Origin of the sequence: Acinetobacter sp. G11, assembly GCF_049808495.1 — a bacterium.
GTDB lineage: Bacteria > Pseudomonadota > Gammaproteobacteria > Pseudomonadales > Moraxellaceae > Acinetobacter > Acinetobacter kookii.
On the sequence record NZ_JBNCAT010000018.1, the window covers coordinates 23,328 to 42,412 of the forward strand.

22 protein-coding genes, 4 tRNA genes and 1 riboswitch are annotated in these 19,085 nt (G+C 42.7%); of the genes, 4 read left to right on the forward strand and 22 right to left on the reverse strand.

Annotated elements, in window-relative coordinates:
* Positions 1-14: 14 nt before the first annotated feature.
* Positions 15-494: a tRNA (cytidine(34)-2'-O)-methyltransferase gene (locus ACPUEY_RS08390; protein WP_425121789.1), complete on the forward strand. Its 480-nt coding sequence runs from the start codon at positions 15-17 to the stop codon at positions 492-494.
* 57 nt (positions 495-551) lie between these two features.
* Here ACPUEY_RS08390 and ACPUEY_RS08395 read toward each other — a convergent pair whose 3' ends face one another.
* From ACPUEY_RS08395 to rpoD, 6 genes are all read right to left on the reverse strand, one after another.
* Complete coding sequence (locus ACPUEY_RS08395; RefSeq protein ID WP_092819742.1) at positions 552-1,946, reverse strand: APC family permease; 1,395 nt, start codon at positions 1,944-1,946, stop codon at positions 552-554.
* Positions 1,947-2,210: 264 nt separating this feature from the next.
* The gene (locus ACPUEY_RS08400; RefSeq protein WP_092819741.1) at positions 2,211-3,395 is read right to left on the reverse strand and encodes an iron-containing alcohol dehydrogenase; all 1,185 of its coding nucleotides are present in this window, start codon (positions 3,393-3,395) and stop codon (positions 2,211-2,213) included.
* Position 3,396: 1 nt separating this feature from the next.
* On the reverse strand, positions 3,397-3,930 hold the full coding sequence (locus tag ACPUEY_RS08405; protein WP_425121790.1) for a hypothetical protein: 534 nt from the start codon (positions 3,928-3,930) through the stop codon (positions 3,397-3,399).
* A 76-nt stretch (positions 3,931-4,006) separates the two neighbouring features.
* Entirely contained in the window at positions 4,007-4,666 is a 660-nt protein-coding gene (gene lipB, locus ACPUEY_RS08410; RefSeq protein ID WP_425121791.1) for a lipoyl(octanoyl) transferase LipB, read from the reverse strand.
* A 164-nt stretch (positions 4,667-4,830) separates the two neighbouring features.
* Positions 4,831-5,118: a YbeD family protein gene (locus ACPUEY_RS08415; protein WP_092819857.1), complete on the reverse strand. Its 288-nt coding sequence runs from the start codon at positions 5,116-5,118 to the stop codon at positions 4,831-4,833.
* Between the two features lie 116 nt (positions 5,119-5,234).
* Positions 5,235-7,121, reverse strand: coding sequence for an RNA polymerase sigma factor RpoD (gene rpoD / locus ACPUEY_RS08420; protein ID WP_131274093.1), 1,887 nt, complete (start codon positions 7,119-7,121; stop codon positions 5,235-5,237).
* Positions 7,122-7,490: 369 nt separating this feature from the next.
* Between rpoD and ACPUEY_RS08425 the strand changes: the two genes are divergently transcribed.
* Positions 7,491-7,700, forward strand: a complete 210-nt coding sequence (locus ACPUEY_RS08425; protein WP_086176283.1) for a PA3496 family putative envelope integrity protein — start codon at positions 7,491-7,493, stop codon at positions 7,698-7,700.
* Positions 7,701-7,768: 68 nt separating this feature from the next.
* A complete protein-coding gene (locus ACPUEY_RS08430) occupies positions 7,769-8,293 on the forward strand; it encodes a YecA family protein (protein WP_092819737.1) in 525 nt (174 codons plus the stop codon).
* A 134-nt stretch (positions 8,294-8,427) separates the two neighbouring features.
* Here ACPUEY_RS08430 and ACPUEY_RS08435 read toward each other — a convergent pair whose 3' ends face one another.
* From ACPUEY_RS08435 to ACPUEY_RS08450, 4 genes are all read right to left on the reverse strand, one after another.
* Positions 8,428-8,841, reverse strand: coding sequence for an ABZJ_00895 family protein (locus ACPUEY_RS08435; RefSeq protein ID WP_425121792.1), 414 nt, complete (start codon positions 8,839-8,841; stop codon positions 8,428-8,430).
* 29 nt (positions 8,842-8,870) lie between these two features.
* Positions 8,871-9,488 (reverse strand): DedA family protein, encoded by a 618-nt coding sequence (locus tag ACPUEY_RS08440; RefSeq protein ID WP_425121793.1) that lies wholly within the window; start codon positions 9,486-9,488, stop codon positions 8,871-8,873.
* Between the two features lie 85 nt (positions 9,489-9,573).
* Positions 9,574-9,858, reverse strand: coding sequence for an FUSC family protein (locus ACPUEY_RS08445; protein ID WP_425121794.1), 285 nt, complete (start codon positions 9,856-9,858; stop codon positions 9,574-9,576).
* A gap of 224 nt (positions 9,859-10,082) precedes the next feature.
* A complete protein-coding gene (locus ACPUEY_RS08450; protein ID WP_425121795.1) occupies positions 10,083-11,015 on the reverse strand; it encodes a rhodanese-related sulfurtransferase in 933 nt (310 codons plus the stop codon).
* Positions 11,016-11,239: 224 nt separating this feature from the next.
* Between ACPUEY_RS08450 and ACPUEY_RS08455 the strand changes: the two genes are divergently transcribed.
* Entirely contained in the window at positions 11,240-11,710 is a 471-nt protein-coding gene (locus ACPUEY_RS08455) for a DUF1289 domain-containing protein (RefSeq protein ID WP_425121809.1), read from the forward strand.
* Positions 11,711-11,852: 142 nt separating this feature from the next.
* On the opposite strand, the gene ribB is transcribed toward ACPUEY_RS08455, so the two are convergent.
* The 12 genes from ribB to ACPUEY_RS08515 form a co-directional block, all read right to left on the reverse strand.
* Positions 11,853-12,512 carry a 3,4-dihydroxy-2-butanone-4-phosphate synthase gene (gene ribB / locus ACPUEY_RS08460; RefSeq protein ID WP_425121796.1) on the reverse strand — a complete coding sequence of 220 codons (660 nt, stop codon included), beginning with the start codon at positions 12,510-12,512 and terminating at the stop codon, positions 11,853-11,855.
* Between the two features lie 94 nt (positions 12,513-12,606).
* Positions 12,607-12,767, reverse strand: a riboswitch (FMN riboswitch).
* A gap of 147 nt (positions 12,768-12,914) precedes the next feature.
* Positions 12,915-13,295: an aspartate 1-decarboxylase gene (panD, locus tag ACPUEY_RS08465; RefSeq protein ID WP_086196843.1), complete on the reverse strand. Its 381-nt coding sequence runs from the start codon at positions 13,293-13,295 to the stop codon at positions 12,915-12,917.
* A 143-nt stretch (positions 13,296-13,438) separates the two neighbouring features.
* Complete coding sequence (gene pth, locus ACPUEY_RS08470) at positions 13,439-14,020, reverse strand: aminoacyl-tRNA hydrolase (protein WP_425121797.1); 582 nt, start codon at positions 14,018-14,020, stop codon at positions 13,439-13,441.
* A gap of 19 nt (positions 14,021-14,039) precedes the next feature.
* A complete protein-coding gene (gene rplY / locus ACPUEY_RS08475) occupies positions 14,040-14,336 on the reverse strand; it encodes a 50S ribosomal protein L25 (RefSeq protein WP_131274085.1) in 297 nt (98 codons plus the stop codon).
* Positions 14,337-14,435: 99 nt separating this feature from the next.
* Positions 14,436-15,389, reverse strand: coding sequence for a ribose-phosphate pyrophosphokinase (locus tag ACPUEY_RS08480; protein WP_086196840.1), 954 nt, complete (start codon positions 15,387-15,389; stop codon positions 14,436-14,438).
* A 36-nt stretch (positions 15,390-15,425) separates the two neighbouring features.
* Positions 15,426-15,500, reverse strand: a tRNA-Gln gene (locus tag ACPUEY_RS08485).
* A gap of 92 nt (positions 15,501-15,592) precedes the next feature.
* A tRNA-Gln gene (locus ACPUEY_RS08490) sits at positions 15,593-15,667 on the reverse strand.
* A gap of 41 nt (positions 15,668-15,708) precedes the next feature.
* Positions 15,709-15,783 (reverse strand) — tRNA-Gln (locus tag ACPUEY_RS08495).
* A gap of 27 nt (positions 15,784-15,810) precedes the next feature.
* Positions 15,811-15,885: transfer RNA gene (locus ACPUEY_RS08500), tRNA-Gln, on the reverse strand.
* Between the two features lies 1 nt (position 15,886).
* Positions 15,887-16,717: a 4-(cytidine 5'-diphospho)-2-C-methyl-D-erythritol kinase gene (gene ispE / locus ACPUEY_RS08505; protein ID WP_425121798.1), complete on the reverse strand. Its 831-nt coding sequence runs from the start codon at positions 16,715-16,717 to the stop codon at positions 15,887-15,889.
* A 24-nt stretch (positions 16,718-16,741) separates the two neighbouring features.
* Positions 16,742-17,323 carry a lipoprotein insertase outer membrane protein LolB gene (lolB, locus tag ACPUEY_RS08510; RefSeq protein ID WP_425121799.1) on the reverse strand — a complete coding sequence of 194 codons (582 nt, stop codon included), beginning with the start codon at positions 17,321-17,323 and terminating at the stop codon, positions 16,742-16,744.
* An 8-nt stretch (positions 17,324-17,331) separates the two neighbouring features.
* A complete protein-coding gene (locus ACPUEY_RS08515; protein ID WP_425121800.1) occupies positions 17,332-19,044 on the reverse strand; it encodes a tetratricopeptide repeat protein in 1,713 nt (570 codons plus the stop codon).
* Positions 19,045-19,085: the final 41 nt, after the last annotated feature.

Genomic DNA, 19,085 nt, shown 5'->3' on the forward strand with positions numbered 1-19,085 from the left:
AGAGTGAGTAAAAAGTGATCCACGTTGTTTTGTACGAGCCAGAAATTCCTGCCAACACCGGGAATATCATCCGTTTATGTGCCAATACCGGTGCGCAACTTCATTTGGTTAAACCGCTGGGTTTTGAGCTCGACGATAAAAAGCTGCGACGTGCAGGCCTGGATTATCATGAATGGGCACACATGAAAGTGTGGGAAAACTTTGCAGAATGCCTGGCGTATTTAAAAGAACAGGGAATTGATAACAATGCCATTTATCCTTTAACCACCAAAGGTTCTGAAACTCCGCATACCTCAAATTTAAACCGCCCCGTGGCTTTGCTGATGGGACCTGAAACACGCGGTCTGCCTGAAAATGTACGCATGATGTTCCCGAAAAAACACTGGATTCGTTTACCCATGGCAGCAAACTCTCGCAGTTTAAACCTGTCTAATGCTACAGCAGTTATTCTGTATGAAGCATGGCGTCAGCAAGGTTTTAAAGAACTGGTCTAATTTCAGATCATAAAAAAGACGCATTGAGCGTCTTTTTTTATGCATGGAATCAAAACATTAATGCGTATCATCAAACTCGTTGTGCTGTGGAGCAGGGTGTTTGAAACCTTTGGTTTTATAACCCAGGTACAAAATACCGAACATTGCCCACCATAAACCGAATTTCAATGCGGTATCTTCAATCTCTAGCCACATGGCAAAAATACTTAAGAAGCCGAGTAAAGGAATGACAACAAAGCTAATAATGTCTTTGATATTTTTGGTACGGCCATCACGTAATGCATAACGTGAAATCACAGACAGATTCACAAAGGTAAAGGCAGTGAGGGCACCGAAACTGATCATTGAAATCACGATGTCCAGATCCATGAAACCAGCAGTTAAAGCCACGCCACCGACAATCAGAATGTTGTAAACCGGTGTGTAGCTTTTCGGACTGATATGACCAAAAATCTTTTTGTTGATCACGCCATCACGGCCCATCACATACATTAGGCGTGAAACGCCCGCATGTGCAGAAATACCGGATGCCATCACCGTAACGATTGCGAAATAAAGCACCACAGTTTTGAATGCTACTCCACCAACGGCTTGAAGAATGTCCGGCTGGGTTGCAGCAACATCTTCAAAATATGTCTTCGGATCATTTGGAAAGTAGATTTGCATGAAGTAGGTGCTAATAATAAAGATGACACCTGCAATAAGTGCAGTCAGGAAAATCGCTTTGGGTAAGGTCTTTTCAGTATCTTTAGTTTCTTCTGCCAGTGAACTGAGTGAGTCAAAACCGGTAAAAGAGAAACAAAGCAATGTTGCACCGGTAATTAAAGGGCCTAAAGCTGTCATTTCATTCCAGAACGGATCTAGGCTCCACAACTGGTATTTGGCATTTGCCAATGTCCCATCGGCATTGACCCCACCTGCAAGTAGAGAATAAACCATCCAGGTGAAGTACCCGATGACTGCCAGCTGAACCAATACAATCAGGCCGTTGAAGTTGGCAACGAATCTGGCACCCCGCAAGTTTACCCCGGTCATAAATGCGGTCAGTACAACGACCCAAACCCAATGGTTCACGCCAGGGAAAAGGGCTTCCAGATAAATGACGGCCAAAATGATGTTGACCATTGGTGACAGTAGATAATCGAGCCATGATGACCAGCCCACCATAAAACCGACATTAGGGTGAATCGATTTTTGAGCATAGGTATATGCCGACCCTGATGAGGGATAACGACGGATCATGTGCCCATAACTAATAGAAGTAAACAGAATTGCAATGAGGGCAATAATGTACGAAGTTGGCACGTGATAATGGCTTTCTTCGGAAACCAGACCGAAGGTATCAAATAATGTCATTGGCTGAATATAAGCTAAACCAATAATAATGATGTGCCACAGTCCAAGCGTTTTTTGCAGTTTAGCTGCCGATTGAGTCCCAGAGATATTTGTCAACGGCGTTATCCTCTTATCGTTGATCAAGGATCAGTCATGTTTACAAGGATCGTTTGAGACGAACGATCCCCCCTAAATGAATAAAACAAAAGTGCGCCAATCTACTCCAGTTTGGTACCTTTTGCCAATATCTTTATGAATTTTTAATGCAGTAAATATGCCATTTGATATAAAAGATTCGCTTTAATTTTCCATAAAGTAAAAGCCTGATGCTCAAAAAAACATCAGGCTTATTTTTGGCTATATTCACTTATTTTTCAATATTTACCAAGCTTTTTCTAAAATCGCTTTTAAATCACTCAGGGTGGCTTCTTTCGGATTGTAAATAATAGAACCGTCATTTAATGCTTTGTCTGCGACTTCATTCAATTGCGCTTCTGAAACCTTGCCGGTTTCACGTAAAGTACGTGGCAATTTAGTCAGTGCATACAAGCGATCACGCATGGTCAGAATTGTAGCAATCGCTTTATCGGCACGTAAATGTGCAGGGGTTTGCGCATAAATGTCTGGTCCAGCTAAAGGGAGTAACAATTCGGCAATTTTATCGCCATTCACTTCCTTGTTGTACTCCAGCACATAAGGCAGGAACAGGTTCATGCACAGGCCATGAGGCAGGTGGGCAACCGCACCTAGAGCATGTCCTAATGAATGTACTAAACCAACCATTGAATTGGAAAATGCAATCCCGGCCATGGTTGAAGCTTGAGCCAGTTCCAGGCGGCCAAACTCATCAGTCGGGTTGTCCAGAACATTGAACAGGCTGTTGCTGACTTTTTTGATCGCAGCCGTTGCATAAGCATCGCTGATCGGATTGGCTGCCATACAGGTATAGGCTTCAACCGCATGCGTCAGCGCGTCCATAGCTGTCATGGCAGTTAAATGCGGTGGCAAGGTCTGGGTCATACGCGGGTCAAGAATGGCTGCATGCGGCATCAGGTAATAAGAGGCAAACGGCATTTTGACATTTTTTTCCAGATCGGACACCACAGCCACCATAGTCACTTCTGAACCGGTACCCGATGTGGTTGGAATCACGAAAAATGGTTTTAACGGTTTTGGCAGGTTATGTGCACCTGAATATTTAAGCAGGTCATCGCCGCCTTCGGTCACCAGGATATTGGTTGCCTTGGAGGTATCAATGACTGAACCGCCCCCCACGGCGATAATCGCATCACAATTATGATCACGATAAGCTTTTGCTGCATTTCGAACGGTTTGTACGCTTGAATCTGGTGGAACATCATCAAAAATATGGCCAATTACCGCATCGGTAGATTCAAAAGCAGCCTCAATAGGAGCGAGCAGATTGTTGCTGCGTACGCCTTTGTCGGTAATGATGAGCGGACGTTTTGCACCTAAAGTAGCAAGTTCAAACGGAATATGTTCTAAGGCGGCATGACCTGCGATGACTTTGACTGGACAGAAAAATTCGTAATAAGGCTTAGCCATGTTATGCACTCCGTTTAAAATAGGATTGAGCTACTTTCAAATAAATATTTGCAGCTCCAGTCAGTTTTTCTTTTAGGCTCAATTCGGTTGGGTATTGTTTTACAGCAAGCTCGGCGAGGAGTTTAGGTAAAATCAGCGCTTCCATTTTGTTTAAGCAGCGTACCAGACGAATGGCAAATGAAATATCTCCATCGGCTATCATACGGTCGTGGGCAAAAGCCTGTGCTGTACTTTCCTGAAAAGAAAACACTAAAAAAGCATGGCTTAAATGCTTAAAAGTAATGGTGAGGTCAGGTTTGCTGTCTACAGATTGCAGTAATTGTAATTGATGGTCTTCCGTGACTTTTGCAATAAAAGCTGGGCCATTCGGAAATACTTTCATCGATAGCACAAAACCGACAGGAAATTTTGCAACTTCCTGTTTGACTTCGGCATCGACTTGACTCGCCATGACTAAACCTCTGCCAATCACATCCATCATGAGTTTGACATAGGTCAGTTGTAAAGCGGGCTTAACGGATTTGGTTGAAATCACTCGCGTATCCCTTATCTAAAAATATTTTATTAGTTTAGAGTAAATACTCTAATTTATTTTTATGTCAAAAGCAAAGTTATTGTTGCATGATTTGAACTTCCCTAAAGTAACCGCTGCTGTTTAAAGTTTCAATGATATCGCCGCATAAGTTCTCGAATTTTGGGTAATCTTGCACCAGGTCCTGAATACGGACCATCTCTAAACCTGCATAACCGCATGGATTAATGGTATGGAAACCAGACAGGTCACAGTCGATATTCAGTGCCAGTCCATGATAGCTGCGTCCTTTGCGGATTTTAAAACCCAGCGAACCAATTTTACGCTCATTGACATACACGCCCGGAGCATCCGGTTTGGCATAGGCTTCAACGCCATATTTTTTCAGCAGTGCAATCATTAAATTTTCAGCATAAGACACCAAGGTGCGTACATTCCAGCCCAAACGGTTTAAATCAAACATGAAATAGGCAACCAGCTGACCCGGACCATGCCAGGTGACCTGTCCACCGCGATCCGTTTGTACCACTGGTATATTGCTGGGCATAAGAATGTGTTCAGGCTTGCCGGCTTGGCCTTGGGTCAGCACATCATGATGCTGCAAAATCCACAGTTCATCTGGGGTATTCTCATCACGGTTTTCAGTCAGGTTTTTCATATCCTGAAAGCGGTCGAGATAGGGAGTGAGCTGGTTAAATTGGCGAATAATCAGTTTAGGTTTTAGAACAGCATCAGTCACGTGAAGTGCGTCCTTAAAAGTTTTTAAGAGGATGAAAGAATTATAATGAAATCATGCCAAGATGGGGATGATCGCTGCACGATTTAAACTTTTTTGTAGTATTAATAATATTTTTATTGTACTACAAATAAAAAAACACGCATGAAGCGTGTTTTTTTATATTCTTAAAGCGCAGTTTTAATCAATGGGCAGGCTGCCAGGTCAGCATATAAAGCATGTACCTGTTCCAGTTCGACAAAAACAATTCGAGCAGTCAAAGAATGATATTTCCCGGTACGTGAAGGTTGTACCTTGATGCTGTTACCGTCAAAGTCTGGGAAATGTTTTACCAAAATGTCTACAACAGCAATATGTAACTCTTCGCAGGCTTCACCAATCAGTTTGATTGGATAATCCATAGGAAAGACCCAAAGATGTTCTTGAAGTTCGCGAGATGGTGTACGGTCTAACATGGTCATAATAGTCCCACTTATATATCAAACGCCTGCGTAGTGCAGGCGTTATGTGTTGCTGAATACTAGATGGGGCTATTGGACAACTTTTCAACCCCCATCGGTATTACTATGGCTTAGTCATTTTCCAGGAATGAACGCAAGTGTTCAGAACGGGAAGGATGACGTAATTTGCGTAATGCCTTGGCTTCAATCTGACGGATACGTTCACGGGTAACGTCAAACTGTTTACCGACTTCTTCCAGTGTATGGTCGGTTGGCATATCAATACCAAAACGCATTTTCAAGACTTTCGCTTCACGTTCAGTCAAGTTTTCCAGCACTTCTCGAGTCGCTTCTTTCAGGCCTTCTGAAGTTGCTGCATCTACCGGAGAGGTGATGTTGCCATCTTCAATGAAATCGCCAAGATGTGAATCTTCATCATCACCAATTGGCGTTTCCATAGAAATCGGCTCTTTGGCAATTTTAAGCACTTTGCGGACTTTAACTTCGTCCATTTCCAGACGTTCACCCAATTCTTCAGGCGTTGGTTCACGACCCATTTCTTGAAGCAATTGACGTGATACACGGTTGATCTTGTTAATCGTTTCAATCATGTGTACCGGGATACGAATAGTACGCGCCTGATCGGCAATTGAACGGGTAATTGCCTGACGAATCCACCAGGTAGCATAGGTTGAGAATTTATAGCCGCGACGGTATTCAAACTTGTCTACGGCTTTCATCAAGCCGATGTTACCTTCCTGAATCAGGTCAAGGAATTGCAAACCGCGGTTGGTATATTTTTTCGCAATCGAAATAACCAGACGCAAGTTAGCTTCCACCATTTCTTTCTTCGCACGACGGGCTTTGGCTTCACCCACTGCCATACGTTTAGAAATGTCTTTAATTTCCTTAACATTCAAGCCTAACTCTTTTTCGATGTCGGCAATCTTTTGCTGGAATGCCAGTACATCTGGACGTACTTTTTCCAGGTAAGCCTTCTGCTCGGCAGGTGCTTTGGCAATTTGTTCATCTAACCAGGCTGGATTAGATTCCTGACCCGGGAAAGAGGTACGGAACTGGGTACGGTCCATACGGCCACGGCGTACCGCATAACGCATCACTTCACGCTCAGATGTACGAATCTGTTCATGTGTGCCACGAATCATTTCAGAAATGATGTCAAATAGACGTGGAGTGAACTTGAACATCATAAACACGGTGGCAAGTGCCTGAAGCGCTTCATCTGCCTGTTTACTGTTGCGACCGTGCTTTTCAATTGCAGCTTTGGTTGTTTTCCAGGCTTCTTCCAGTTCAGCAAAACGTACGCGTGCAATTTCTGGATCAGGACCTGACTCACCTTCAGAATCATCTTCACTTTCAGATTCTTCTTCGTCATCATCGTCCAGTTTTACATCTTTGGTCGATTTAGAGGTTGATTCTTCCTCGTCATCAATGTCCGCTTCATCTTCTAAAACTTCTGGAATTTCTTCATCAGATTCCGGGTCTAAATAGCCCGATAAAATATCAGCAAGACGACGTTCACCTTCAATGACATCGTTATATTCTTTTAATACAACTTCAACGGCATTCGGCCAGTAGGCAATCGAGTGCAGAACGTCACGAATACCTTCTTCAATGCGTTTAGCAATGCTAATTTCGCCTTCACGCGTTAATAGTTCAACCGTGCCCATTTCACGCATGTACATGCGTACGGGATCTGTGGTACGACCAGGTTCGTTTTCAACAGAAGCAAGTACGGCTGCCGCTTCTTCTTCGGCAACTTCATCGGCAGCTTCAGCATTTGAGCCATCGAACATGGCGTCATCAGATTCAGGCGCACGTTCATGAACTGGAATACCCACGTCCTGAAGCATCTGAATGATGTCTTCAATCTGTTCGCTTTCCGTGATCGAGTCCGGGAGATGATCGTTAACCTCAGCGTAAGTTAAGTAACCTTGCTCTTTGCCTCGGCTAATCAGAGCCGCTACTTGCGAAGTAGGGGAAGTCATATCGCTCATCTTTGCTTACTCTTCGTTGAATCTGTGGCAGTGAAAAACCGTGCATGATAGCACAATTTGCTTAAAATTGTTTTGAATATTGATTGCTCAAGTCTCATTTAAAAATATGAATTTGATTTAACAATTGTTTTCAATATTGGGCTGGAATTTTTTTTTTCAAGTCCACAGGGTGGAACACTCAAAATATACTGAGTTTTTAACGGGCCAGGCTGAAAATTCTAGGTACTAATAAATACACAATTTTTAGGGGGAAAAACAAGATTAAACCAGGTTTGTGAGAGAAAAAAATAAAAATACTTGACAATAGTATATAAGCAGGATAAATAGCGCCTAGACCCATTCACTTTTTTTCACCATGAGGTAGTTTTAGTGTCTTCTACAGATTTTGAACTAGATGATAGCTACAGTGATGATGATGTTAGTTTTGATGAAGTATCAAGCAAAATTAGTGCTAAAGAGTCGTTAGAAAAACGTCGCCTCATTGATGATCTTCTCGCACAACGTCGTTTAGAGCGCGAGCTGAAAGATTTTGATTATGATCTGGATGATGACGACGATTTTGATGACGAAGAAGACTAAAATTGGATTCTGTATAGCGGGCTAAAATGCTATGCTATGCCGTAGTTATTTTACAAACTGGATTTTAAATGAGTGCTTTAGATTTAGACCTTTTGAGCGAATATCTAGATGGCGACCAAAATGAATATGGTCTAGATTTCCCGGCTACTCATGGCTTTTTATGTGCAATTGCGGTTGGTCCGAAATTCGATAAATGGCTGGACGAACTTTTTGACAACAATCAAAAGAAGGTACCTGCAGAAATTATTGCACAAGTAAAAGCATGGTTAGAATCAATTCGTCAAAGCTTGGCCAATGAAGAAGGAATCGAGTTTCCTTTTGAAATTGAAGAAGCAGATGTGGATTCAAGTTTAGGTGACTGGAGCGTTGGCTTTGTCGATGCGATGTTCTTAAATGAAGATGCTTGGTTCACGCCTGAACATGAAGAGCAATTGGTCGACTTAACTTTGCCAATGATGGTGTTCAGTGGTGTGGATGAAGAAGATCCACAAATGGAATCTTTCCGTCGCAATGGCCAGCTCATGGATGAAATTGCTGAAGAAATTCCGGATAACTTAAATGAATTATATTTAATGTACCACACGCCAGCGTGATGGTACGCCTTGCACTGTAATAATCACAGTTCATGTATTCATATCAAATTAATTCCTTAGATAAAAAAAGCACCATAAGGTGCTTTTTTTAGGCGTGATTTTTTATAGGAGACAGGGTAATTCATCATTAAAAACTATTTGAATTTATTTAATGTATAGCGGGCATAGCCATTGTAAGCAATATGAAAGATCAGCCCATGTAGGGCAATCGCAGCTGCGACCAACCATGAATTTCGGGCTCTTCCGGCATAATTCATCGTCATCAGAATTTCCTCAGTTCGCGGATGCATAAAAATTGAGATAAACATCACGATAAAACCAATGGTCATGGCGATCACTGTTGATCCCCAAACCATTGTATTTTTCTCCTTGGCATTGGGTAAACGTTGTTCTTTTTTGACAAAATGTCTGGCACTTAGAAATGCTGAAGCGATCAGCCCAGGCAGCAGGGTAATGGCATTCAGTTTTAAGCCAAAAATCAAGAGGCTGACCAAAAGAATTAAGACCATACTATAAACAACTGCAAAATATTTAAGATAATGCGACATTGCCTTAGCCTCCCGAGGATAACTTTGATTCAGGATGGACGATTTTTACGCTGCTGTCTACGGTATACAACCCAGCCAATAATGATGACTACAATGGACATAATCACATAACTGACTTTACTGAAAATTTGCTGCATTAAATGCTGGTTTTCTCCAAAATAAAAACCGACACAGGCAAGGAAAGTGGTCCAGATAATAGTACCTAAACCACTGTAAAACATAAATTTACAAAAAGGCATTCGACTCATGCCTGCAGGAATGCTAATGAGCGAACGTACGGCAGGAATCATGCGGCCAAAGAATACGATGCGATGTCCATAGTGTTCAAACCAGTCCAGTGACTTTTTAACATCGCTCGATTTGATAAATAGATATCTGCCATAGCGGTCGACAAAACGAAAGATGCTGTCATGGTTAAACTTATAGCCAATCCAATACAATAAAGCAGCCGCAAGCAATGAACCGAAACAGCCGGCAATGATGACGCCAAACAAAGTTAGCTGGCCTTGCGATGCAGAATAGCCAGCGGAAGGCATGATGATTTCAGAAGGAATGGGAGGAAATACATTGTCAAGAAACATCAGCAGGGCAATACCGAGATAGCCCAATTGTTCCATAATGGAAATAATCCACTCTGTCAGATTCATAAAGTGATAAAAATATTAGTGATATTTACACCATCCTAAATTTAATTTGTTGCAGGGTAAAGCATAGCCAAGCAATCCTTTTGGATTATTCCTGGCTATGAATCAGGGTGTGGATATAAACTTTTCTTAAACTATAGGCGAGTGCAAATGGAATCACACCGAGCAAGGCATATTCCAGCAAATTAGGTGTGAGATGATAGGCAATAAACAGGGAGAAAATACTGCCAATCACTGCTCCCATCATTACAATAAACAGATGGGATTCTTGCTCTAAAGTTTGTTTAATATGTTCGACTTTTTGCAGATTTTTTTCGCGTACCAGGTAAAAGCGTCGAGTATAATTGGCTGAGCGACTGATTGTTCTTGACATAATTTAACTCCTTTTTCACGTTACTTTTTAGGTTATAAGTTAAATATTTCACGTTAAAAATTAATGGTTTATAAGTTTGTTGTAGTTTTTATCTCAGATTAACAGATTATTTGTGACTTGACACACATTAATGGTAAAACTTGGTGATCTTTTTTTTATTTATTGTTGTTTTTAGGTAAATAAAAAAAAGCCCTCTTATGAGGACTTTGATTTAGGACATTTGATTATAGGCGTTTGCGTTTAGCTGCTGCAATTTGTGACTGACGCATACGGAAACCGGCTTTTTGCTTTTCGCTGGTTTTGTCGATGCAGTATTTGCAAGACACGCCATGTTCATAACTTGGAAGTTCCACTTCTTCGGGAAGCAAAGGCCAGCCACAAGCATGACACTTAATGTTTTGACCTTCTTCTACACCATGAGTAACAGCGGTACGGCCATCAAAAACGAAACATTCACCTTCCCACATGCTTTCTTCGGCAGGCGTTTCTTCTAGGTATTTTAAAATACCGCCTTTCAAGTGATAGACCTCATTAAAACCTTCTTGAAGCAATAATGAAGTGGATTTTTCACAGCGAATACCGCCGGTACAGAACATGGCAATTTTCTTGTCTTTGTGCTGCTCCAGTTCTTTTTTGACATATTCCGGGAATTCACGGAAGGTTTCAGTTTTAGGGTCAATTGCGCCTTTAAACGTTCCGGCTTTATATTCGTAGTCGTTACGCGTATCAATCAAAATTACGTCATCACGTGCAATCAGTTCATTCCATTCTTTCGGATCAAGATAGTGCCCGACTAAATCGCGCGGTTTGACTTCAACGCCTAAAGTTACAATTTCTTTTTTCAGTTTGATTTTCATTTTACGGAATGGCTTGTCAGAGCTGTGAGACTCTTTATATTCCATTGTGTTAAAACCTTCATTCAAAAGGAATTGATGAATGGTATCGATTGCTGCACGGTCACCCGCTACAGTACCGTTAATGCCTTCTCCTGCAACAATGAGAGTTCCACAAAGATTGATGGTTTTTACCAAATCAAGAAGACGTTGCTGCAGATCGGCCGGATCTTGAACTTCTTTAAATTGATATAGTGCCGCAACAACCCAGTCAGTGGTCGCTTGCTGTTCTACAGGTGCAAGCTGTTCTACAGTAGCGTTCATGGAAAACTCCAAATGTATTCAGGTAAGACAAAATTTAAGGCGCATATTCTAACGTGAATTGGCACAATTAGCGATAAAACCGAGTATGAAATATGGTTTTTAATTTGCTGTTTGGGGATGTATGATGCCTGTGCTCATTGCATCTTAAATCAGAAAAATGGTCTGAATTTGCCAGACCTGAATGTTGTTGAATTTCGGAGTTTATTTTGAATACTGATCGTCAAATGGCCTCTTTGACTCCATGTGCAGGGCGTTGCTCTACGGTGTTTGGTGATTCGGTCTGTCGGGGGTGCCGTCGTTTTAATCATGAAGTGATTAAGTGGAATACCTATACAGCAGAGCAGCATACGGCCATTTGGCATCGATTGGATTCGCAACTGGATCAGATTTTGATTCCGATGTTGCCCATGGCGGATATCGCCCATGTTGAAGGTTTTGTTTTGTCCAAGCGTGTACGTTTGCGTCCGGACGCGAGCAAGGGACGCAAGCTGTACCATGCGTTAAAGTTGTGTGAGAAAAATCGTCATTTTACTGATGAGAGTGGTTTAGGTATTCACTATAAAGAAGTGCGTCCTTTGTGGGATGAATTTGAGCGACGTGTTTTGGCCCTTGCCACGGCTAGTTATGATTTGGCCTTTTTACGGGCGGATGGCATCAGTATGCATTTGCTGCAAAGTATGCAAGATGAGGACTAGGTTCATTTTTATCTCTTAAAATTTATAAATAAGATTCCTTCATTTTTGGTGCATTGAAATAGTCTGGATTTCAAAAAGTCATCAGGCTTAATGATCCAGCCTGGTGACTTTTATTTTTTTGTAGCAAGCTATGTGGCGTGGTTTAGAGAGTGTGCTGCAAACGGTATTGTACAAGTTCTTCAATGGTAATCACGGTTAAATGATGAGTCTGTGCATAAGACAGAACCTGAATGCCAGAGGCCATCGTACCGTCAGGATTGGTCAGTTCGCACAAAACACCAGCGGGTTTTAGGCCAGCCAAACGTGCCAGATCAATGGTGCCTTCGGTATGGCCGCGTCGAGTCAAAACACCGCCTTCGCGCGCACGCAAGGGAAACACATGCCCCGGACGGTTGAGGTCACTGGCCACGGCACCATCCTGAATTGCGGCTTTAATGGTGGTAGTACGGTCTTTTGCAGAAACTCCTGTAGTCACCCCTTGTGCGGCTTCAATGGTCACGGTAAAGGCGGTTTTAAACTGGCTGGAGTTGTCAGTCACCATAGGTGGGAGTTCTAAATGATTGGCGAGCTCATCGGTCAGGCAAAGACAGACAATGCCGGAGCCATCACGAATCATGCGAGCCATCGTTTCCACAGTTAAGGTTTCTGCCGCCACAATCAGGTCGGCTTCATTTTCACGCTCAAAGTCATCCATCACCAAAACCGGTTTGCCCTGGCGGATATCTTCTAATGCTTTTTGAATACGTTGTTCAGCTGGGGGAAGGGCTGAGAAGAAAATTTCGGGTTGAATCAAACTAGACATTGAAACGCTCTCGTAAAATAAACATACGGTTGAACATTTCAGGACTGATGCAGAAATGGGGTCGCAGCGATATATTACGTATAAATATCGGTTACGTCGTCTTCTTTCATCCGGACTATACCGTCGGCTTTGGTTTTTCACCAAATCTGCGAGTAAACCCTCTTTGGTTTACAGGCTCGTGGGCTGATTAAATACTATAAAAATATAGTTTTAAATTACCACCGGTGGGGAATTGCACCCCGCCCTGAAGCGATGTGCCATAAGTATAGACCTGTTTTGCAGGGAGGGCACAAATTTCTATAGATCAATCAGTCATATGGATAGTAATTATGTGAATAATAAAATGAAATTAATAGGTAATAAAAAAGCCCGCCTATTGCGAGCTCTTCATGTCTTTCAACCTTAAGCCACTTGAACAGGAATACAGTTGGCTGTGTGGTTCACTGTATTGTCCGGATTTGCATAAACCAGGCGAGGTTTATGGGCATTGGCTTCAGCTTCGGTGAAATCACCAAATGTGGCGATAATCATTAAATCACCCACATCCGCTTGCAGGGCAGCGCCGCCATTGACTGAAATGATGCCTGAATTTTCTTCACCACGGATGGCATAAGTGGTAAAACGCTTACCATTAGTCACGTTCCACATATGAATTTCTTCATATTCACGGATACCGGCTAAATCCATTAACACGCCGTCAATTGCACAAGAACCTTCATAATGTAATTCTGCTTGTGTCACGACACAACGGTGAATTTTAGCTTTTAATAAACGAGAAAGCATGGCTAGCGTCTCCTTAGTTGACCTAAGATTTTATCTTAGTTAAATCAAATCACTTCTTACTGGATCAGTAATCCGCAGAAAGCGCATTTTGCTCCGAAAAAAGCAACATGGCAAGAAGGAAAATTCAATTATTTGTAGAATGATCAGTTCGGTTTGTAGGCATTAATTTGATTCATGGCTGGCTGTATGTCACCGTTCACCAGCAATTTAATGCGGGATAAAGCATGTGCAATAGCGTCATCCATTAAACCTTGTTCGCTGCTCGGAGCTTTGCTCAGGACATGACCCGATACGCGTTCTTTGGAACCCGGGTGCCCAATACCGATACGCAAGCGATGGAAATTAGGGCCTGTATGCGGAACGATATCACGTAAACCGTTATGTCCACCGTGACCACCACCTGTTTTCAGGCGAATGATACCAGGTTCCATATCCAGTTCATCATGTGCAATCAGCATTGATTCAGGAGCAACTTGATAGAATTTGGCGAAGGGTACAACACTTTTGCCAGAGGCATTCATAAAGGTTGTGGGTAACAGCAGACGAACGTCCTGACCTTCGATATTACCTCGACCACTGATTCCGCAGAATTTAGGATCGGTTTTGAGAGAGATGCCATATTGTTCTGCAAGGCGTTCAACGAACCAGAAGCCTGCATTATGGCGGGTTTGGGCGTATTCCTTGCCAGGATTGCCCAAACCAACAATTAGCGAAAGTTTTGACACTAATTTACACCGTTAACACTTATGCGCGTTTGAAGTCAGCGTGCAATGGAGTGTTTTTAGCTGGGTGGCGTTGTAAAGCTTGGATTTTAACGCTTTCAACTTTGTCGCCAACTTTAATTTCAACAACTTCTTCAAAGAAAGCGTTGCTTTCAAGCGCTTTAACAAGCTCACGAAGCTCTAAAGTAACTGCTACAGGTTCAGCAGCACCACCGTAGATGATTGCTGGTACTTTGTTTTGAAGACGAAGGCGGCGGCTCGAACCTTTCCCTTGTACTGCTTCTTCACGTGCTGCTGCGTTTAATACGAAGTTTGCCATGATAGACATTCCTATTTAAGTTTAATTAAGCTGAGTTTTCGACCAGCTCAGCGATAGAAAACCCTGCTTGAGGCAGGGTTTTGAAAATTTAGCGCTATATTATAGATAAGAATCAAACATTGCGCTAATAGATTCTTCGTTGTTAATACGACGAATTGTTTCAGCAACCATGCTGGCGACTGAAACCTGGCGAATCTTACCAAGTTCTTGGGCTTCTTGAGACAGAGGAATGGTATCTGTGACAACGAGTTCGTCGATTACAGAATTCTTCAGGTTCTCAATTGCTTTACCAGAAAGTACCGGGTGAGTTGCATAAGCAACTACACGGCGCGCACCAAACTGTTTAAGTGCATCAGCAGCTTTACATAAGGTACCTGCTGTATCCACCATGTCATCCACGATAACGCAGTCACGATCTTTAACATCACCAATCAAATGCATCACTTGTGATTCATTGGCTTTTTGACGACGTTTATCGATGATTGCAAGATCGATATCACCCATTTGTTTTGCTACAGCACGGGCACGAACTACACCGCCAACGTCTGGAGAAACAACCATGAGGTTATGGTGTTGCTGTTGACGAAGGTCAGCAAGTAATGCAGGAGTACCGTAGATGTTGTCTACAGGGATATCGAAGAAACCTTGAATCTGGTCAGCATGAAGGTCGATCATTACTACGCGGTCAATACCGACAGTTGTCAGCATGTCTGCGACAACTTTTGCAGTGATTGGTACACGGCTTGAACGAGGACGACGGTCTTGACGAGCATATCCGAAGTAAGGGATGACAGCAGTGATACGACCTGCACTTGCACGGCGCAAAGCGTCAGCCATAACGAGGACTTCCATCAGGTTGTCATTCGTTGGGGCGCAAGTAGGTTGTACCAGGAATACGTCTTTACCACGGACATTTTCAGTAATTTCGACAGCGATTTCACCGTCAGAAAATTGACCTACAGATGCTGCACCTAAAGGGATGTGCAGATGGCTTACGACTTTTTGGGCGAATTGTGGATGTGCAGTTCCACTAAAAACGACAAGATTGGGCATGAAGCACCCTTGGCGGTTGGAATGTTTGAAAATAGATGGCAGGGGCGGCTGGATTCGAACCAACGGATGCCGAGATCAAAACCCGGTGCCTTACCACTTGGCGACGCCCCTAATGCGGCAGAACTTTAATATTTTTGCTGTTCTGTGTCAAGGTGAATTAACAAATGAACATGCAAATACTGTACTGTCTTTTTTGAGAAAAATGGCAGGGGCGGCTGGATTCGAACCAACGGATGCCGAGATCAAAACCCGGTGCCTTACCACTTGGCGACGCCCCTAAATTTGATTGCTATATTGTAATTTAAACCGTAAGTTTAAATGGCAGGGGCGGCTGGATTCGAACCAACGGATGCCGAGATCAAAACCCGGTGCCTTACCACTTGGCGACGCCCCTAATACAGTAATCTACAGATGAATATGATGGCAGGGGCGGCTGGATTCGAACCAACGGATGCCGAGATCAAAACCCGGTGCCTTACCACTTGGCGACGCCCCTATCATATAACCTTGAAATGACGTAATGGTGATTCATTTAAACTATTGACCAGGTAAGCTTTACATGGTGAATGAGTTAAAATCTCATCAATATTCATATCGGCAGTTACTTCAGTAAAAACACAAGCACCTGTACCTGTAAGTTTTGCAATACCGAACTGGTCTAAATACTGCATCGCTTCATCAACTTCAGGATATAGGCTTTTTGCCAAAGGCTCAAAGTTATTTCCAAAGTTAAATGGCTTTAACTGATAGGCGCAAAATTTAGTAGGCTTCGTGTCTCTTGTCAACGTTTTTTGTGAAAAAAGCAGTTGAGTGCTGATAAAACAATCAGGTTTTAACACAATGTATTGTTTTTGATCTAAGTCTATGAATGTTAAGTGTTCACCAATGCCTTCTGCCCAGGCATTCCGGCCATGGACAAAAATGGGCACATCGGCACCGAGTTTTAGCCCCAGTTCGGCCAGCTGCTCAATGTTTAAGCCACATTGCCATAACTGATTGACCACAATGAGCGTGGTCGCTGCATTTGAAGAGCCCCCGCCAAGTCCTGCACCCATGGGAATGTTTTTTTCAATGCGGATGTTTAAGCCCGAAAATGCTTTTGCATACGGCTTTAAAATCTGTGTGGCCTTGAAAATCAGGTTGTGCTCTAAATCGACGCTGCTTAATCCATCAATACTAATTTCAGGGCTTGCTGTTTGGCTAAATTCCAGCCAGTCATACAGGTCAATCAGCTGAAAAATACTTTGCAATTCATGATAGCCGTCCTCGCGACGACCAGTGATATGCAAAAAAAGATTAAGCTTGGCAGGAGAAGGAACACGAATCATAGAATTTTGAACTTTTGGATAGGCTTAACGGTTTTGAATGAGCATTGTAATACGGTTTTCCTGACCGGACTCAAGGAGTTGTTTGAGAATCAGCTTGTTTGGCAGCTGCGCCTGCTCGTTATAACTCAGGTCAACGGTCCAGCCATCTTCCAGAAACTGAATGGGACGGTTTTGCTCATCTTTACTGATTTTTGCCTGTGTGGTTGCCGGTTTGGCCTGTACCCAATCGACTAGGTGGGTAATAGGGGCTTGCCAGCCAGTGGCACGCTGCAATAATTCTTCAGGTGTGTCGGCTTGAATCAAACCTGTTTTGGCACTGTTGAGGGTAACATTACCGGGTTGACCTGAAATCTGGGTTTTACCCACGCCCAAAATTCCGCTGAGCTCGATGTCAAATTCATCCTGCTGTTGTACCCAGGTGAAGAATGCACTGCCAGACTGTCCGGGTGTTCTTACTCCAATTTTACCTTGCAGATTGAAGTTTTTTGCCGCTTCAGGAATCTGGGCAACATTCGGTGCCTGGGGTTGGGTGTATTGTTGGCAACCGCTCAGAATCAGCGTGCTTGCTGCAATCAGGCTTAAACTGAATTTAGAAAAAATGTGCATACAGATAGTTAACTCTTTTTCATGGGTTGCGGTAACAGTAACGATTTCAATTGCTCTAATTGCGGATCATTCGGATGATTTTTTTGTAATTGTTGTAACACTTTACTAAATTTTGTCAGCTCACCTTGCATGTATAAAGATTTGGCATAACGCACTCCAATTTTCACGTTTTGACTTAATTTATAGGCTTGTTCTAACACTTGAGCCGAGGTTTTGAAGTCGTTTTGTAAAAAGGTGATATAGCCTAATGTATCTAAAATAGAGGCTTGTTCGGGAGCAAATTCCAGAGCGTGTTCGACATACTGGCGGGCTTCATCTAAACGCCGGTTTTGCAGTGCCAGCGTATAGGCATAGGCATTCAGGTAAGTCGGGCTATTGGGCTCTATTTCCAGCAATTTTTTCAATAATCTATCAAGTTTTTCCCGGTCTTGAAAAGGATCGAGCAATAACACTTCAGAGTAAATCAGTTCCGGATCATCCGGGACGTTTTTAATGGCTTCATCAAGCAGGCGTATCGCTGCTTTTTTATTGTCCATGCGTTTTAAAATATCGGCCTGTGCCTGATATAGAAAACTGGCATATTGCGGGTAATTAACCCGTTCTTGGGTCAGGAAGCGCAGTGCATCGGTAGGCTGGTTCTGGGCAGAAAAAATATTAATCATGCTGCGGCGTGAAACTGTGTACAGGCTGCCATCTACCAGACGATAATAGGCTTTTGCCGTTTCAAAATGTTGCTTTCTTTCGGCATTGACGGCCAGGTAGTAATAGGCTTCATTTTGATATTGAGTAGAATAACGTAACTCGACTAAATACTTTTCAGCTTTTTCATATTGTTGCAAGTCAATACTGGTCAAACCGGCAATAAACAGCGCTTCTTCTTCATGCGGCCATTTTTTTAGCAAATTTTCGAGTTTATTGAGTGCTTCTTCTGATTTATCTAGCTTAATCAAATATTTAATTTCAGCTAAGCGAACCTCTATATTGTTTTTATGTTTGCGGCTGGCTTTGTTGTACCATTTTAGGGTTTCTTCATCATTTCCCAGGGCAGTGAGTAAATTGGCCTTCATTAAAATAAAGCCGGTCACATTGGCACGCTTTTTTAATGCACGACTGATGGTGGTCAGCGCTTGTTCCAGTTGCCCGTTCTGTGCTTCTAAACCTGCAATGAGCACCAGTACCGAAGGATTGTCCCGCTCTTTGCTTTTACGCAAGGCATCAATTAAATAATCGCGATCTTCTGGGTCTTCAGGGGCAATCCCGACCAGAATTTTTTCCAGGTCTGCATTAGGGTCAATCTTTAAAATCTTGTCCAGCGTTTCTGCGGCCAGTTCATATTCATGGGCTTTTAAGGCAATATGTGAAAGATAAAATAAAGCCGGTACGTCGCTCGGTTCCTGTACCACCCAATGGGTGGCAATATCCAGGGCCGCTTTCAGGTCATCCTGTTCAATCGCAACATTTAAGGCGCGCTGTTTAACCGTGGTGGAATTGCTTTTAATTGCAAGCACAGTGTAGTTGTGTAATGCTGTGGGAATGTCATGATAGGTCAGTGCAAATTCAGCAATCATGCTTTGTTTTATGGCATTATAGTTTGAATTGGCATGATAAATTTCTCCAGATGCTCTAATATGAGCACTGGAAGCCATGCTACCCACAAGTAAGAATGTGGTAGAATATTGCTTAATTGTCGTGCCGTTTATCCGGCTATTTGTTTGACGCAATTTTTCTTGATCCAAGTAATGCTTTTTATGACACCAATACC

Bases quoted from the DNA above. Each gene is read 5' to 3' on its own strand.
- ACPUEY_RS08400 (WP_092819741.1), bottom strand. From the start codon at position 3,395: ATGGCTAAGCCTTATTACGAATTTTTCTGTCCAGTCAAAGTCATCGCA.
- ACPUEY_RS08415 (WP_092819857.1), bottom strand. From the start codon at position 5,118: ATGTTAGACCGTACACCATCTCGCGAACTTCAAGAACATCTTTGGGTC.
- rpoD (WP_131274093.1), bottom strand. From the start codon at position 7,121: ATGAGCGATATGACTTCCCCTACTTCGCAAGTAGCGGCTCTGATTAGC.
- ACPUEY_RS08430 (WP_092819737.1), top strand. From the start codon at position 7,769: ATGAGTGCTTTAGATTTAGACCTTTTGAGCGAATATCTAGATGGCGAC.
- ACPUEY_RS08435 (WP_425121792.1), bottom strand. From the start codon at position 8,841: ATGTCGCATTATCTTAAATATTTTGCAGTTGTTTATAGTATGGTCTTA.
- ACPUEY_RS08440 (WP_425121793.1), bottom strand. From the start codon at position 9,488: ATGAATCTGACAGAGTGGATTATTTCCATTATGGAACAATTGGGCTAT.
- ACPUEY_RS08445 (WP_425121794.1), bottom strand. From the start codon at position 9,858: ATGTCAAGAACAATCAGTCGCTCAGCCAATTATACTCGACGCTTTTAC.
- ACPUEY_RS08450 (WP_425121795.1), bottom strand. From the start codon at position 11,015: ATGAACGCTACTGTAGAACAGCTTGCACCTGTAGAACAGCAAGCGACC.
- ACPUEY_RS08455 (WP_425121809.1), top strand. From the start codon at position 11,240: ATGGCCTCTTTGACTCCATGTGCAGGGCGTTGCTCTACGGTGTTTGGT.
- ribB (WP_425121796.1), bottom strand. From the start codon at position 12,512: ATGTCTAGTTTGATTCAACCCGAAATTTTCTTCTCAGCCCTTCCCCCA.
- panD (WP_086196843.1), bottom strand. From the start codon at position 13,295: ATGCTTTCTCGTTTATTAAAAGCTAAAATTCACCGTTGTGTCGTGACA.
- rplY (WP_131274085.1), bottom strand. From the start codon at position 14,336: ATGGCAAACTTCGTATTAAACGCAGCAGCACGTGAAGAAGCAGTACAA.
- ACPUEY_RS08480 (WP_086196840.1), bottom strand. From the start codon at position 15,389: ATGCCCAATCTTGTCGTTTTTAGTGGAACTGCACATCCACAATTCGCC.
- ispE (WP_425121798.1), bottom strand. From the start codon at position 16,717: ATGATTCGTGTTCCTTCTCCTGCCAAGCTTAATCTTTTTTTGCATATC.
- lolB (WP_425121799.1), bottom strand. From the start codon at position 17,323: ATGCACATTTTTTCTAAATTCAGTTTAAGCCTGATTGCAGCAAGCACG.